This window comes from Amycolatopsis sp. NPDC049253 (assembly GCF_040678995.1).
Lineage (GTDB): Bacteria > Actinomycetota > Actinomycetes > Mycobacteriales > Pseudonocardiaceae > Amycolatopsis.
Genome location: NZ_JBFAQX010000052.1, coordinates 12635 through 27508 on the forward strand (window position 1 = coordinate 12635; position 14874 = coordinate 27508).

The 14874-nt window shown below is 71.6% G+C and carries 14 protein-coding genes and 1 pseudogene; 8 read left to right on the top strand and 7 right to left on the bottom strand.

The window, feature by feature from the left end; genetic code table 11:
- Positions 1–130: 130 nt before the first annotated feature.
- Complete coding sequence (locus AB0K15_RS46790) at positions 131–1189, top strand: DUF2235 domain-containing protein (protein ID WP_364067468.1); 1059 nt, start codon at positions 131–133, stop codon at positions 1187–1189.
- 4 nt (positions 1190–1193) lie between these two features.
- On the opposite strand, the gene AB0K15_RS46795 is transcribed toward AB0K15_RS46790, so the two are convergent.
- Positions 1194–1550, bottom strand: coding sequence for a GNAT family N-acetyltransferase (locus AB0K15_RS46795; RefSeq protein WP_364067470.1), 357 nt, complete (start codon positions 1548–1550; stop codon positions 1194–1196).
- A 155-nt stretch (positions 1551–1705) separates the two neighbouring features.
- Complete coding sequence (locus AB0K15_RS46800) at positions 1706–2932, bottom strand: FAD-dependent oxidoreductase (protein WP_364067495.1); 1227 nt, start codon at positions 2930–2932, stop codon at positions 1706–1708.
- 202 nt (positions 2933–3134) lie between these two features.
- Between AB0K15_RS46800 and AB0K15_RS46805 the strand changes: the two genes are divergently transcribed.
- The 3 genes from AB0K15_RS46805 (at position 3135) to AB0K15_RS46815 (ending at position 5907) form a co-directional block, all read left to right on the top strand.
- Positions 3135–3338 (top strand): hypothetical protein, encoded by a 204-nt coding sequence (locus AB0K15_RS46805; protein WP_364067473.1) that lies wholly within the window; start codon positions 3135–3137, stop codon positions 3336–3338.
- A 157-nt stretch (positions 3339–3495) separates the two neighbouring features.
- Positions 3496–3789, top strand: a complete 294-nt coding sequence (locus AB0K15_RS46810; protein ID WP_364067475.1) for a hypothetical protein — start codon at positions 3496–3498, stop codon at positions 3787–3789.
- Between the two features lie 357 nt (positions 3790–4146).
- Positions 4147–5907, top strand: coding sequence for a hypothetical protein (locus AB0K15_RS46815; protein ID WP_364067477.1), 1761 nt, complete (start codon positions 4147–4149; stop codon positions 5905–5907).
- A gap of 4 nt (positions 5908–5911) precedes the next feature.
- On the opposite strand, the gene AB0K15_RS46820 is transcribed toward AB0K15_RS46815, so the two are convergent.
- Positions 5912–7249, bottom strand: a complete 1338-nt coding sequence (locus AB0K15_RS46820; RefSeq protein ID WP_364067479.1) for a PLP-dependent aminotransferase family protein — start codon at positions 7247–7249, stop codon at positions 5912–5914.
- A gap of 126 nt (positions 7250–7375) precedes the next feature.
- On the opposite strand from AB0K15_RS46820, the gene AB0K15_RS46825 reads away from it, so the two are divergent.
- Both AB0K15_RS46825 and AB0K15_RS46830 read left to right on the top strand, forming a co-directional pair.
- Positions 7376–8203 (top strand): ABC transporter ATP-binding protein, encoded by an 828-nt coding sequence (locus AB0K15_RS46825; protein WP_364067481.1) that lies wholly within the window; start codon positions 7376–7378, stop codon positions 8201–8203.
- Between the two features lie 251 nt (positions 8204–8454).
- On the top strand, positions 8455–9111 hold the full coding sequence (locus AB0K15_RS46830; protein ID WP_364067483.1) for an O-methyltransferase: 657 nt from the start codon (positions 8455–8457) through the stop codon (positions 9109–9111).
- Between the two features lie 50 nt (positions 9112–9161).
- On the opposite strand, the gene AB0K15_RS46835 is transcribed toward AB0K15_RS46830, so the two are convergent.
- Both AB0K15_RS46835 and AB0K15_RS46840 read right to left on the bottom strand, forming a co-directional pair.
- Positions 9162–11033, bottom strand: coding sequence for a transglycosylase domain-containing protein (locus AB0K15_RS46835; protein ID WP_364067497.1), 1872 nt, complete (start codon positions 11031–11033; stop codon positions 9162–9164).
- A gap of 163 nt (positions 11034–11196) precedes the next feature.
- Complete coding sequence (locus AB0K15_RS46840; protein WP_364067499.1) at positions 11197–11904, bottom strand: GntR family transcriptional regulator; 708 nt, start codon at positions 11902–11904, stop codon at positions 11197–11199.
- An 85-nt stretch (positions 11905–11989) separates the two neighbouring features.
- Between AB0K15_RS46840 and AB0K15_RS46845 the strand changes: the two genes are divergently transcribed.
- Both AB0K15_RS46845 and AB0K15_RS46850 read left to right on the top strand, forming a co-directional pair.
- Positions 11990–12589: a helix-turn-helix domain-containing protein gene (locus tag AB0K15_RS46845; RefSeq protein WP_364067485.1), complete on the top strand. Its 600-nt coding sequence runs from the start codon at positions 11990–11992 to the stop codon at positions 12587–12589.
- Positions 12586–12792, top strand: a complete 207-nt coding sequence (locus AB0K15_RS46850) for a hypothetical protein (protein ID WP_364067487.1) — start codon at positions 12586–12588, stop codon at positions 12790–12792. Before AB0K15_RS46845 ends, AB0K15_RS46850 begins: the two co-directional genes overlap by 4 nt.
- A 589-nt stretch (positions 12793–13381) precedes the next feature.
- On the opposite strand, the gene AB0K15_RS46855 is transcribed toward AB0K15_RS46850, so the two are convergent.
- Complete coding sequence (locus AB0K15_RS46855) at positions 13382–14752, bottom strand: L-serine ammonia-lyase (RefSeq protein ID WP_364067489.1); 1371 nt, start codon at positions 14750–14752, stop codon at positions 13382–13384.
- A 17-nt stretch (positions 14753–14769) separates the two neighbouring features.
- A pseudogene (locus tag AB0K15_RS46860) lies at positions 14770–14874 on the bottom strand (lipoyl synthase); the annotation flags it as partial.

A 14874-nucleotide genomic window follows, 5' to 3' on the forward strand; every position in this document is an offset into this window, starting at 1 on the left:
CCGGCGACGGGTGAACACCCCGTGGTTTCCCGGTGTTTTCCTTGCCACACCTCGGATTCGGTACCGATTCGGCCGAACCCGTTGAAAACCCCGCCGGGTCGTGACTTGATGACTCGGCGACCCTTCGACGGTGAACGAGGTGCTGATGCCCAAGCGGATCCTGATCTGCTGTGACGGCACGTGGGACTCGGCGGATCTGGCCGACGGCACCGTGCCCGCCCCGAGCAACGTCACACGGCTCGCGCTGGCCACCGCGCCGGCCGACGAAGCCGGCACGGAGCAACGGGTCTTCTACCAGTCGGGCATCGGCGCCAAGCGGCAGCGGCTGGTCGGCGGCGCGTTCGGCGTCGGGCTCTCGCGCAACGTCCGCGAGGTCTACACCTATCTCGTGCGCGCCTACGAACCCGGCGACGAGATCTTCTTCGTGGGCTTCAGCCGCGGCGCGTACACCGTGCGCAGCGTGGCCGGCTTCATCCGCAACTGCGGGCTGCTGCGCCGCGAGCACGTCGGGCTCGTCAAGCGCGCGTACGGCCTCTACCGCGACCGCAGCGACAAGTCCCACCCGCGCAACACCGAGGCCACGCTCTTCCGCCGCACCTATTCGCACGAGCCGCGAATCCGGTTCATCGGCGTGTGGGACACGGTGGGTGCGCTCGGTGTGCCGATCACCGGCTTCTGGCCGATCGACGTTTTCAACCGCCGCTTCCAGTTCCACGACACCACGCTGAGCTCCACGGTGGACGCCGCGTTCCAGGCGCTGTCGATCGACGAGCACCGCAAACCGTTCGTGCCCGCGATCTGGGCGCCGCCCACCGCGCCGGGCACCCGGCAGATCGAGCAGGTCTGGTTCGCCGGCTGCCATTCCGACGTCGGCGGCGGCGGGCAGACGCAGCGCAGCCTGTCCGACGTCGCCCTGCGCTGGCTCGCGAGCCACGCCGCGCTCAACGGCCTCGCGCTCCTGCCGGACTTCCCGTGCGAACCCGACGCACTGGGCCCGATGTTCCCGTCCCGCAAGGGTTTCTACCGCCTGCTGCCCTCCGTGACGCGCGGCATCGGCACCACGGACCCGAAGCACGAGTTCGTGGCCTCCAGCGCCGTCACCCGCCACAAGCTCGCGGCCGACTACGCGCCGCCGAACCTGGTGGGGTACCTGGCGCTGGACGGGCCCGTCGTCCCGGTGGAAGCCTGACGCCTCACCCGAGTGCCGGCCCCGGCGAGAGCCGGTAGGCCGGCAGCGGGAGCAGTCGGCGGGGGATGGACCCCGAGGGTACGGAGCCGATCCGGACCGCGCCCATCTTCAGGTAGAAGTCCTCGGCGAACGGGTCGGAGCCGATGGTGAGCCGCTGAAAGCCCAGCGTGCGAGCGATGTCCACCGAGTGCTGCCAGAACCGGCGACCGACGCCGGTGCCGATGTGATCGGGCTCGACGAAGAGACAGCCGAGCTCCCCTTCGGGCGCCTGACCGGCCAGGGTGTAGAAGCCGACCACGCGCTCGCCGATCTGCGCCACGGTCGCTTTGCCCGCGACCAGGTCGTCGGGTTGGAGGGTCAACTCGGTTCGGCATGCCTCGAGGAACGCCTCGTCGTAGCCCCAGTGGGCCTTCGACCGCAGCGTGAGCGCGCTGAGGTCGGCGGCGAACGGGTCGGAGCCGAGCGCGAAGAAGCATGCCTTTCACGGTGCCGTCGGAGCCACCGGCGATCAAGCCGTCACCCGAGTGCCGCGAGATCACCCGACTTCAGCTCGTCGTCGCGCACCTTCATGCGCCCGTCCACCAGGCGCTGCAACGCGTCCCCGTCGTCCCACTGGTTCACGTTCATCGCGGCGTGCACCTCGCCCTCGGCGCCGACCCAGAACGCCGTGAAGTCGCGCGCCGCGAGGTCGCCGCGGATCACCAGCCGGTCGCGGTCGAGGTCGGCGAGGCCGCGGTACTCCATGCCGAGGTCGTACTGGTCGGAGAAGAAGTACGGCGAATCCAGGTAAGGCTCGTTCTCCCCCAGCAGGTTTCCGGCCACGTGGGCGCCCTGCGTGCGCGCGGTGGCCCAGTGCTCGACGCGCACGCGGTGTCCGTAGCGGGGGTGGAAGTGGGAGGCGATGTCGCCGACGGCGTAGACGTCCGGGGCGGCCGTGCGCAGGCCCGCGTCGACCGCGACGCCGCCGTCGTCCGACAGCTCGAGGCCCGCGGTGTGGGCGAGTTCCACCCGCGGGGCGGCGCCGACGGCCACGAGGACCACGTCGGCCAGCAGCTCCTCACCGCTGTGCAACCGCACGCCGCTTACGCCGCTCGGGTCGCCCGTGACCTCCGCGACGCGCTCGCCCAGACGCCAGTGCACGCCGTGTTCTTCGTGCAGGGACTGGAAAACCCCGGCCACCTCGGGGCCGAGGACCTTCCCGAGTGGCAGGCGCCCCGGCGCCACCACGGTCACGTCCGCGTCGTGCGAGCGCGCGGCCGCCGCGGCCTCGGTGCCGATCCAGCCGGCGCCGATGACCACCACGCGCCGGGCGTCGACGAACGCCGCGCGCAGGCTGAGCGAGTCGTCCAGCGTGCGCAGGGTGTAGAGGCCCGGGAAGTTGCCGCCGGGCGCGGTCAGCGGACGCGGGCGGGAACCCGTCGCGAGCACGAGCCGGTCGAAGCGGTGCTCGCCGCCGGCGTCGTCGAGCACGAGGCGCGCGCCGAGCTCCAGGCGGGTGGCCGTGAGGCCGGAGGTGAGCCGGATGTCGTGGGCGGCGTAAAAGCCCTCTTCGTGCACCCAGTCGGGTTCGTCGGTGGTGCCCAGCAGTACGCCCTTCGACAGCGGCGGCAGCTCGTAGGGCCGGTGCGGGTCGGATCCCATCAGCAGCACGTCGCCGCCGAAGCCCTTCTCCCGCACCGCGGCGGCGGCCGAGGCCCCCGCGAGACCCGCCCCGACGATCACGATCTTGTGCGGCTGTGCCATCCCGGACATCCCGACCTCCCGAGTCCCCGCCACCTGCCGCGTGGACGGTACTCCCGTTGCGCGGACGGCACATCCCAGGTGAACCCGCCGAGAGAACCCATCGGTAGGCAATTCGGGTGAACCCGCGTAAGAGCCGCGTGAGGCGCCGGTCCCACCCCCGCACGAAGCACGACCGCAACGCGGAATCGGGAGGGCGAGAGCCGTGACAGACCGGGACGAGTGGTCCATCGGCTGCCGGGATCTGGCGGGCAGGCGCAGGGACGTGACGGTATTCGTGAGCAGCGACGACAAGATCGTGCTGGTGGCCCCGCCAGGCGAAGCGGCCGTCCTCGGCCCCCTCGACGTCGGACGGTTGAGGGCCGCGCTGCGCGACGCCGTGGCGGCGGTGGCGCAGCACCCGGAGTGACAACTGCCGTTCCTACTTGCGAGTAAGTAGCTCGGCGCCGACCCTGAGGAGAAGGTGCCTGGCCATGACCCCGTGTCGGCTGTCTCGGCGCCGCCGAGGCGGGCGAGATCACCGTCCAGCCGGTGGCGCGATCTCGCCCCGTGGCTGCCTGCAGAGCTTGGCCGGCCGCTACGTTGTCGCCACCGTGCAGCGCCTGGTCCCCGCCACCGATGTCCGCACCCAACGCCTCCGTCTTTTCTGCTCGGCCACGAACCTCGTGCCGGTCGGCTACGTCGTCCCGGCGACGGAGCACCTCGTGCACCGCGCCGCCCTTTGCGGCGCCACCTACCACCTCGCGTCGCCGTGGCCGCGGAAACTGCCGGAGGTCTCCAACGCGTTCGCCTGCGCCGCCGGTGGTCCGCTGATCCGGAGCGCGCCGCAGGCTGCGGCTCCCCGGCCCACCGGCCCCTAACGCAGCCTGCGCGCGAGATCCCCCGAACGAGCGGCGTCATTCGTCATGAAAGCGCCGGCCACCGATCCTGCCACTGCCCGAGGCCACGCCACCGAACCGACCGCACTCCTCGCCCCCGACCTCGCCCACCCGGCCTACCCCCTTGGTGCCGGAAGCCCGCAGCCCGCTCCGCCTCCCCACACCGGCCTCCCTCGCCGCCACCTCCATCCGACTACTCTGGCGCCGCCGGGCCCACGCAATCCCGACGCCCGGCCCAACGCAACCACAACGCGAGATCCCGGCACCGGCTCAAAGGCGATCTCGCCGCCTCGGCGAAGCCGAGGCAGAAAACACAAGCCGAAGGCGAAAGGACACGAAGTGGACGTCGCCGCGGCATCCGCCGAGGCAACCGCCGAGGGCGTCCGGTGGCGGCGGGTCGCCCTGCGTTGGGCCGCGCACGCCGCGTGGGTGCTGGTGCTCGCGGTGGCGACGGAGCTGCGCGTGGGCCGGTTCGGCTTCCACCCGTCCGATCAGGGCTTCATCCTCGCGCAGGCGTGGCGGGTGCTGCAGGGCGAGGTGCCGCACGCCGACATCATCTCCGCGCGGCCGCTCGGGTCGGCGATCCTGCACGTGGTCGACTTCGCGCTGCCGGGGCCGCTGTTGTTCGCCTCCAGCTGCCTGGCGATGGTGCAGATCGCGCTGACGACGATCGCGTTCGCCGTGCTCGTCATGCGGCGGCCGGTGCTGTCGTGGGGACCCGGCCGCACGGCGCTGGTCGCGGCGGCGGCCCTGCTGAACCTCAACGGGTTCCCGCTCATGGCGTGGCACACCATCGACGGGATCACGCTCACCGCGTGCGGCGCGTGGGCCCTGGATTCCGGGCTGCGCAAGGGGAATCCGTACGCGCGGCTCGGCGGGCTCGCACTACTGGGCGCGGCGGTGTTCGTGAAGCAGAGCTTCGTGCTCGCCGCGGTGATCGGGTTGGTCTGGACCTTGTGTTACCCGAACCGGCTGCGCCGCCTGCCGGGTGACCTGCTGGCATTGGGCGCGGTCGGGATCGGCTACGTGGCCTGGGTGGGCGTCGGCAGTGGCTTCGACGAGATGGTCGGCCAGCTGACCGGCGGCGTGCCCGCGTACGGCGAACGGCTGCTCGGCCTGTGGCTGGAAGACCCGCAGGTGCTGCTGCGCGCGCCGGGGCAGCAGCTCACGTTCTTCGCCGCCGTCGCCGTGGTGCTGGTGATGCTCCGGCTCGCGGGCGAACGTCTCGGTGCGGCCGGGCGCGTGGCGGCGTGGCTGCTCGCGCTCGCCGGAGCGGCCGCGGTGGCCTGGACCGTGGTCGACGGGCGGCTCACGGCGTCGTCGCGCTGGGCCGACGTGTTGTGGTGGATCCTCGCCGTCGCCGTCGTGGTGCACGCGATCGTGCGGCGCAAGGTTTCGTGGGCCGCGCTGCTCGTGCTCGCGACGGGCTTCATGACGAGCCTCTCGTGGGGCAACGACACCCCGACGCTGCTCACCGGCTCACTCGCGCTCACGGCGTTGCTGCTGCTGGGTTTCGTGCTGCCAGACCTCGCTCCGGTACTGCGCCGCACGTGGTTGACCGCGACGGCAGGCCTGGTCACCGTGGCGCTGTGCGGCTGGGCGGTTGTGGCGCACCACGACGAAGCCGCGTACCTCGACCTGTCGCACGACAAGCTCACGGCCGACCTCGGCACCGTCAGCCCGGCCATGCGCGGCATCCGTACGAACCCGGCGACCTACGCCTACGTCGCCCAGATCCGCGACTGCCTGCAGCGCTACCCGGCCTCGCGCGTCGCCGTGCTGCCCGACAACCCGTTCGCCTACCCGGTTTTCGGGCTGCACAACCCGTTCCCGCTGGAGTGGCCGCTGCCGTTGGAGATCGTCGGTGACGCGCCGCAGCGCATGCTCGCCACCGCGGCGGATCTCGATCGCGAAGGCGACTACCTGGTGTTGTTCGAAACCGTGCAGAACAAGACGCTGGCGCAGGGCGGGCCGGTGCCCGACCGAGTGGCGGCGGACGCCCCGATCGTCGACTACCTGGGCCTGGAGAACGGATTGCGCACGCGGCTGACCGGACAACCGGTCGCGTGCGGGAGTTTCGTCGGCAAGTGGGTGCGCTGAGGCGTCAGTCCGGCAGCGTGTCATCGGGCGAGCCGGCCGCCAGCGTCGCGAGCACGTCGAGCGCGGCGGCCAGGGTTTCCTTGGGCGGCGCGGAAACCGCGAGCCGCACGGCGTTCGGCGCGTGGCCCGGCAGCACGGCGAACGAGGCCGCCGGCGACAACGCGATGCCGTGCCGGGCGGCGGCGGCCACGAACGTCTCCGCGCGCCACTGCTCCGGCAGCTCCCACCAGCGGTGGTACGCGGCCCGATCGCCGACGACGGTGAAGCCGGCGAGGTGCTCGTCGAGAATCGTCGCGCGTTGGGCGGCATCGGCTCGCTTGGCGGTCTCGACCTCGGCCAGCGCGCCGCCGGTGATCCAGCGCGTGGCGGCCTCCATCGCGAACCGCGTGGAACCCCAGCCGCCCGAACGGACGGCGCCGGCGAGCCGCGCGGTCCAGGCCGCCGGCGACACCACGAAGCCCGCGGTGAGACCGGGCGCAACCCGCTTCGACAGGCTGTCGACGAACACCGTGCGCTCGGGCGCGAGCGCGGCCAGCGGCTCGACGTCCGGGCGCAGGAACGTGTAGATCCCGTCCTCGATCACCGGCAGATCGAGGCGCCGCACGGTCTCGGCCAGCTCGGCTCGGCGCGCGGGCGGCATGGTCGGCCCGAGCGGGTTGTGCAGCGTCGGCTGCACGTACAACGCGCGCACGGGCGCCGCCGCGTGAGCGGCTTCGAGGGCGGCCGGGACGAGGCCGTCGGCGTCGGTTTCGACGGGTACGAGCTCGGCGCCCAGCCGCGTGGCCAGCGCTTTCACCACCGGGTACGTCAGTGCCTCCACGGCGAGCCGCTCCCCCAGCGGCACGAACGCGGAGATCGCCGCCGCGATGCCCTGGCGGCCGTTGCCCGTCACCAGAACCGTCGCCGGGTCGGGCGTCCAGCTGCCGCGGGACAACATTCCCACCGCGGCCTCACGCACCGCTTTCGTCCCCGCGGCGCCGACGGGGTGCAGTGCGTCCGTGAAGACGTCAGCGCGAAGCAGTGGCTCCAGCGCGTACGCGAGCTTCGCCGATTGGCTCGGCAGTACGGCGAAGTTGAGCTCGAGGTCCACGCGCGCGTCGCCGGGTTCGGCCAGCGCGGGCTCGGGCGCCGGGCGCGCGGCCCGCACGAACGTGCCCCGGCCGACTTCCCCGACGGCCAGGCCGCGCCGGATCAGCTCGCCGTAGACGCGGGCGGCCGTGGAGCCGGCGATGCCTCGGTCACGCGCGAACCGGCGTTGCGGCGGCAGGCGGTCACCCGGCCTCAGCCGGCCCGCTTCGATGTCGGCGGCGAGCTCGTCCGCGACGACCCGGTAGTCGTCCATCGTCACCTTCGCTTACGCCGTGAACCGCACAGAACCCCGTCCGCATGATGACACCGGCTGGTCACGTTCCGCGAATGCGACCCAGGGAACTCCCCGAACGAGGGTCACTAGGTTAGCCTAACCTGTGTGGACCAGACGATCGCGGAAGCACCGGCCCGGACCGAACCCCGGCTGCACGCCGAGGACCTGACCCTCGCCTACGACGGGCGCACCGTCGCCGAAGACCTCGGCGTGGTCATCCCGGACAAGTCGTTCACGGTCATCGTCGGCCCCAACGCGTGCGGCAAGACGACGCTCCTGCGCGCGCTCGCGCGGATGCTCAAGCCCCGCAAGGGCTCCGTCTACCTCGACGGCTCGGTGATCTCCAGCTACGGCGCCAAGGAGGTCGCGCGTCGCCTCGGCCTGCTGCCGCAGAGCTCCGTCGCGCCCGACGGCATCACCGTCGCCGACCTCGTCGCCCGCGGTCGCTACCCCCACCAGCGCCTGCTGCGCCAGTGGTCCCGCGACGACGCCGCCGTGGTCGCCGAGTCCATGGCCGCCACCGGCGTGTCCGACCTCGCCGAGCGGCTCGTCGACGAGCTGTCCGGCGGGCAGCGCCAGCGCGTGTGGATGGCGATGGCCCTGGCCCAGCAGACCGACCTGCTGCTGCTGGACGAACCCACGACCTACCTCGACATCGCGCACCAGATGGACATCCTCGACCTGTGCGCACAGCTGCACGCCGAACAGGGCCGCACGCTCGTCGCCGTCCTCCACGACCTCAACCACGCCGCCCGCTACGCCACCCACATGATCGCCATGCGCGACGGCCACGTGCTCGCCACCGGCACACCCGAGGAAGTCGTGACGGCGGCGAACGTGGAGCAGATCTTCGAACTGCCGTGCCGCGTCATGCCCTGCCCCGAAACCGGCACCCCCCTGGTGATCCCGAAGGCGGGCCGGCGCGCCGCGTAGTCGCCGACCGGTCCGGACGAGCGGTTCGGCGCGCCGCCTGAGCTCGGTGTTGTTCTTCCCGCTGGTCGGGCTCGTGCTGATGAAGGAGTCCGGGCGCCGGCAGGCGGGCTCTCCGAGCCAGTTCGTCGCTCGCAGCGCGCGACGGCCCGGGCAACCGGCCGAGGTACCCCGTATCGCCCGGCGACGGGCAAGGCACATTTCCGCGTCGCCACCGCACATCCCGCCTCCGTTAGATTGGTGCCGGAGGTGCCATGACCCGCGAACTCTGGACCGCAGTCGACGACCACCTGGCCGAAGCCCTGCTCCCGGCCGACCCGGTGCTCGACGCCGCGCTCGCCGAGTCGAGCGCGGCGGGCCTGCCGGCCATCGCCGTGTCGCCCACGCAAGGCAAGCTGCTCCACCTGCTCGCCGTCACCGCCGGCGCCCGCTCGATCCTCGAGATCGGCACGCTCGGCGGCTACAGCACGATCTGGCTGGCCCGCGCCCTGCCGCCCGGCGGCACGCTGGTGACCTGCGAGTACGACCCCAAGCACGCTGCCGTGGCCCGCGCGAACCTCGACCGCGCCGGCTTCGGGCCCGAGGTGGCCGACATCCGCGTCGGCGCCGCTCTCGACACCCTGCCCACGCTGACCGGGCCGTTCGACTTCGTCTTCATCGACGCCGACAAGGCCAACCTCGCACCCTACGTCGCCGAAGCCGTGCGGCTCTCGCGGCCGGGCACGACGATCGTGGTCGACAACGTCGTCCGCGACGGGGCCGTCCTCGAAGCGGCCAGCACCGACCCGTCCGTGCGGGGCGTGCGCGAGATGTTCGCGGCGCTCACCGGCAACGACCGCCTCGAAGCCACCGCGATCCAGACGGTGGGCGACAAGGGTTACGACGGTTTCGTCCTCGCCCGCGTGCGCTGACCCGATCGTTTCCGTGGCGGGCGCCCCCGAGAGGCGCCCGCCACGGACGTTCAGCGACCCGGCGTCTGCTCCGCCCGCGGCGGGGCGAACCGCGGCTCGACCCCGCCGGTCCCCTTGATCGGCTGCCCCTGCTCCGCTTGCACCATGAACGTCCGCCAGATGTCCGCGGGCACGGTCGAGCCCGTCAGTTTGCGACCCTGTGCGTCGAACAGCCGCCGCTCGTCGTCGGAGCCGACCCAGACGGCCGTGGCCAGCTGCGGGGTGTAGCCGATCGCCCAGGCGTCCTGGTTGTCCGACGAGTTGCCGTGCTGGAACTCGCCCGTGCGCAGGGCTGCGGGGCGGCCGTCGGGCAGGAACGTCTGGAGCACGTTCGCCACCTCGGCGGAGATCTTCGCGCTCACCCCCGGGTCGTCGGAGAACGCGGGGTGCGGCTCGTCGTCGTGCTGCCACACGACGCTGCCGTCCTGGCCGAGCACTTTGTCCACGAGGTGCGGCGTCACGCGCATCCCATCGGCCGCGAAAGTGCCGTACGCTCCGGCCAAATCCAAGGGCCGCAACGGATACCGCCCGACCGCGATGCCCGAGCCGATCAGGAACCCGTCCTTCTCGCGCAGGGTCGCCGCGCCGTCGACTGCCGCCGGGATCCCCGCGTCACGCGCCGCCGCGCTCACCGCGTCGGCGCCGACGCGTTTGGCCAGGCCGATGAACGGCGTGTCCGCGCCGGAGGTCATCGCCGTGCGCAAGGTACAGGTGGACGGGCATTTCTGCGGGTACTCGAAGTGCTCCCCGAGGAAGTCGACCGTGCCCGGCGCGGCCACGGGTTCGTCCGGCGAGACGCCGGCGCGCACACCCGCGGTGAGCGTCAGCGGATAGAACGCCGAGCCCGCCGCGTGTTCCGTGCCGGCGTAGTCACGGACGCCGTTGTCGCCGCCGTCGTACGCGCGCACCGCCCCCGTGGCCGGGTCGACGGACACGAGCGCGCCGCGGAATTCCTTCGGCTCGGCCTTCAGGCGGTCGGCCAGCGTCGAGCGGGCGGAGGCCTGCGCCTTGCGATCGAGCGTGGTCTGCACGACCAGGTTTCCTTGCTGCAGGCGCGAAAGTGAGAAGCCGTCCTGTTCGAGCTCGCTGAGCACCTGCTGCTTCACGTGGTACTCGTCGTAGGTCACGCTCGCGCGCGTCTCCGACGGCGGGAGGATTTCCTTGCCGGGATAGGCCATCGCGGCGGCGTCGGCGGGCGTGACGTAACCGCGCTGCACGAGCTTGTCGCGCACGTACGTCCAGCGTTTGGCCGCGTGCGCGTCGCCGGAAACGGCGGGGTCGTGCACCGACGGCGACTGGATCATCCCGGCCAGGAACGCGGCTTCGCTCCAGGTCATGGAGTCGTCGAGCGGGCGGCCGAAGAACGCGTTCATCGCCGCCGACGGGCCGAAGGTGCCGCGGCCGAAGGAGATGATGTTCACGTAGCTGGTGAAAATCTGTTCCTTGCTCTGCTGCTGCGTGATCTTCGTGGCGAGCACCAGCTCCTGCAGCTTGCGCCCGAGCGTCGCGTCGTCGTCGCCGGTCGACTTCTTGATGTACTGCTGCGTGATCCCCGAGCCGCCGCCGACGCCGGTGAGGAACGCGCGGCCGATGCCGGTGGGGTCGAAGCCCGCGTTGTCCCAGAACGTCGGGTCCTCGGTGGCGATGATCGCGTCACGCAGCTTCGAGGGCACCTTGCCGTAGGGCACGAACGAGCGGTCGCCGTCGGCGGGCAGGACTTTGAGCAGCTCGCTGCCGTCGGAGTACTTCAGCACCACGGTCTTGTCGAGCGAGGCGAGCACGTCCTGCGGGCTGCGGACGTCCATCAGTAGGTAGGCGACCCAGAACGCGATCAGCGGCAGGCCGACGAAGACGCCGAAGCAGCAGTACGCGACGCGCCGGATCTTGCGCCACCGGCGGCGGCGACGGGCACGGGGATCGTCGGGCTGCTCGTTCGTGACACTGCTGGTGGCTCCATCCGTCTCGGCATCCGTGTCGGGTAGCACGATGGGACGACGGCCGGATGGGTGAAAAGGTTGTGCGGTTCGGTGAAAAATTCACGGCGAGTCACGACAGGAACGCCCGCAGCAGCGAAGCCGTGCCCTCGATGTGCTCGGCCATCGCGTGGCGCGCGGCCACCGGATCGCCGGCGAGGATGGCGTCGACGATCGCCTCGTGCTGGGCGTTGGAGTGCTCCAGGTTGGGCTCGAGCAGGGGGATGCGGTCGAGCAACCGGTTCACGCGCGTGCGGGCGTCGGCCATCGCCGTGGTGAGCGAGCTCGACGCCGTGACCTCGGCGATCGCGAGGTGCAGGCGCGAGTCCTTGCGCCGGTAGTCGACCAGGTCGGCGGCCGCGGCCTCGGCGAGCGTGGTCTTGAGGTGCTGCCGGTCGGCCGGGCTGAGCGTCCGCGCGGCGGCGGCCTCGGCCGCGCCGGTTTCGAGCACGTGGCGCAGGCACAACGCGTCTTCGAAGGCGGCCGCGTCGATTTCCCCCGTTTTGCTCTGCGCCGGCTCGGGCAGGTTCTCGTTCACGAACGTCCCGCCGTAACGCCCTCTTCGTGACTCCACGTAACCCGCGTCGGCCAGCGCGCGGATGGCCTCCCTGAGCGTCACCCGGCTCACCCCGAGCCGCTCGGCCAGCTCACGTTCAGAGGGCAGCCGCTCCCCCGCACCGACCACGCCGAGGCGGATGGCCTGCAGCAGGCGTTCGACGGTCTCCTCGAACGCGTTGCCCGCGCGAACCGGCCGGAACAGCGCCTCGTTCGCGCTAGCCACCGACGTCTCCACGACGGCGAGTCTAAGCCCGGTTGATTGCAGAGACTTCTTTGCAAAGGATCCTCTGCGGTGTAGTTTGTGTTTCATGAGCTCCGCCGACCGCACCGAACGGATCCTCGACGCCCGCACCCTGCGCGCGCTCGCCCACCCGCTGCGGATGCGGCTGCTCGACCTGCTGGAACAGGACGGCCCGGCCACGGCCACCGGCCTGGGCAAACGCGTCGGCGAGAGCTCCGGCACCACGTCCTGGCACCTGCGCCGGCTCGCCGACGCCGGCCTCGTCGCGGAGGACCCCGACCGGGGCTCGAAGCGCGAACGCTGGTGGAAGGCCGCCCAGGACTACACCACCATCCGCACCGGCGACTTCGTCCGCGACCCGGAGCTGGCCGGTCCGATCTCGACGGTCCTGCACCAGCTCGTCGAAAAGCGCTACCAGGAGGAGGCGCAGTTCGTCGCCCAACTGCCCCGGTGGCTGGATCGGTGGGAGCACAACGCGACCATGACCAGCGAACACCTCTCCCTGACCCCCGAAGAGACCCGCCGGATGAGCGAGGAGATCACCGCCGTCGTCGACCGCTACCGCCGCACCCCCCAACCAGGCGACGACGCCGTCGTCACCCACTGGGCCGCCTTCCCGCGCACCGCCCGCCCCGAAGAACCCACCGACACCCTGGGGACGCCATGATTCCGCACCACTTCACCGAGCAGCTCGTCGCCGCGCGCCAGTCGGAACTCCGCGCTGCCGCTTCTCACCACCGCGCCGCCGCCTTGCCCCGGCCCCGCACCCTGCCCACGGCCCGCCAGCGCTTGGGCTGGCTCCTGGTCCACACGGGCTTGCGGCTGGTGACCGCCCGGGGCCAGCGGGCGCAGATCACCTTGCCGGCTTGAGGATTGTGCGGGCTTCGATCCATTGAGGACTGTCGGTCCCCCGGTTCAGACACCGGTCCACCGAGGACACCATCCGCCCTCCACCCGGCTTCTCGCCTACCCGACCGCCGCTCTCCGCGCGACGGTCCCTTCGCCCAGCGAACGTCCCCACCGCTCACCATCCACCCCTACCCGCCGACTGCCCTGTCGCCGCGGGACCGTTCGCCCAGCGAAGGGGCCCGCGCAGGCCGAACCCACCACGCACCAACACCTACACCAGCGCGGCAGGTCCATTCGCCCGGCGAAAGGCGCAACAGCACCTGCCGCCTCGCAGCGCCACGCGCCGACATCCCCGCGCGCTGATCCCCAGGCGGTCTCTTCGCCCAGCGAAGCGACCCATCGCACCCTTTCGGCCAGTCCAGCCACACCCGTCGCGAGCGCCGCCCGCAACAAACCGGCACCGCGGGACCGTTCGCTCAGCGAAAGGGCCGCCGGCACCGAGGGCGACCTGACACCGAGCCGGCCGCAAACACGCGGCCACTGACCGGAAAAGCAAGATGGGACCGTTCGCCCTCCGAACGGTCCCACCCGACCCACCCCCAAGAGCACCTCAGCACTCGATGACGTTCACCGCCAGCCCACCCCGCGCGGTCTCCTTGTACTTCACCGACATATCGGCGCCGGTCTCGCGCATGGTCTTGATCGCCTTGTCCAGTGTCACCACGTGGCTGCCGTCGCCGCGCATTGCCATGCGGGCGGCGTGGATGGCCTTCGAGGCGCCGACGGCGTTGCGTTCGATGCAGGGAATCTGCACCAACCCGCCAACCGGGTCGCAGGTAAGACCCAGATGGTGCTCGACGCCGATCTCCGCCGCGTTCTCCACCTGGGCCGGCGACCCGCCCAGGACCTCGGTCAACCCGGCCGCCGCCATGGCCGAGGCCGAGCCGACCTCGCCCTGGCAACCGACCTCGGCACCCGAGATCGAGCCCGTCTGCTTCAAGATCGAGCCCACCGCACCGGCCGTCAAGAGAAAGGTCACGATGCCGTCGTCCGAAGAGCCGCGGACGAACCGCTGGTAGTAGTGCAGCACGGCCGGGATGATCCCCGCGGCACCGTTCGTCGGAGCCGTGACGACGCGCCCGCCGGCGGCGTTCTCCTCGTTGACCGCCAGCGCGTACAGGCTGACCCAGTCCATGGCGTACAACGGATCCCCGACGCCGTCCTCGGCGATCAGCTTGTCGTGCAACGCCTTGGCGCGCCGCGGGACCTTCAGGCCGCCCGGGAGCACGCCCTCGTGCGCGATGCCCGCCGAAACGCACGCGGCCATCACGTCCCAGATCTCCAGCAACCCGGCCCGCACCTCGGCAGCCGAACGCCACGAAAGCTCGTTCGCCAGCATGATCTCGCTGATCGGCAGCCCCGTCGCCGCGCAATGGGCGAGCAGGTCGGCGCCCGTGCGGAACGGGTACGGCACCGGCGTCGAGTCCTCGACGAACACCGCGTCCGTCTCGTACGACTCGTCGCGCACGAAGCCGCCGCCCACGGAGTAGTACGTCCGCGACCGCAGCTCCGAAGCACCGGCGAAGGCCCGGAACACCATCCCGTTCGGGTGCGCCGGCAGCGACTTGCGCCGGTGCATCGTCAAGTCGGCATCCTCGTCGAACGCGATCTCCCGGACGCCACCCAGCAGCAACCGCCCCGACGCACGCATATCGGCGACCCGCGAAGGCACCGTCTCCGTGTCGACCGACTCCGGACGCTCCCCCGACAGCCCCAGCAGCACGGCCTTGTCGCTGCCGTGCCCGAACCCGGTCGCGCCGAGCGAGCCGAACAGCTCCGCCTGCACCCGCGTCACGCGGTCCAGCAGACCCTCGTCGACGAGACCGTCCACAAAGGTCCGCGCGGCCCGCATCGGGCCGACCGTGTGGGAGCTCGACGGCCCGATGCCGATCGAGAACAGATCGAAGACGCTGATCGCCATTGACCCGCCCCTTCCCTCTAGTGTCTGGCGAGCAGCGAGCTGGCTTCCTGCGCGGCCGGACCCTGCTCGGCCAGGTGCGCCAGGTTGTCCGGCAGCTCCTCGCCGCGGTGGGCCTTGGTCTG

Excerpts from the sequence above, each read along its gene's own strand:
- AB0K15_RS46800 (WP_364067495.1), bottom strand. The coding sequence starts at position 2,932 with ATGGCACAGCCGCACAAGATCGTGATCGTCGGGGCGGGTCTCGCGGGG.
- AB0K15_RS46820 (WP_364067479.1), bottom strand. The coding sequence starts at position 7,249 with ATGGACGACTACCGGGTCGTCGCGGACGAGCTCGCCGCCGACATCGAA.
- AB0K15_RS46830 (WP_364067483.1), top strand. The coding sequence starts at position 8,455 with ATGACCCGCGAACTCTGGACCGCAGTCGACGACCACCTGGCCGAAGCC.
- AB0K15_RS46845 (WP_364067485.1), top strand. The coding sequence starts at position 11,990 with ATGAGCTCCGCCGACCGCACCGAACGGATCCTCGACGCCCGCACCCTG.
- AB0K15_RS46850 (WP_364067487.1), top strand. The coding sequence starts at position 12,586 with ATGATTCCGCACCACTTCACCGAGCAGCTCGTCGCCGCGCGCCAGTCG.
- AB0K15_RS46855 (WP_364067489.1), bottom strand. The coding sequence starts at position 14,752 with ATGGCGATCAGCGTCTTCGATCTGTTCTCGATCGGCATCGGGCCGTCG.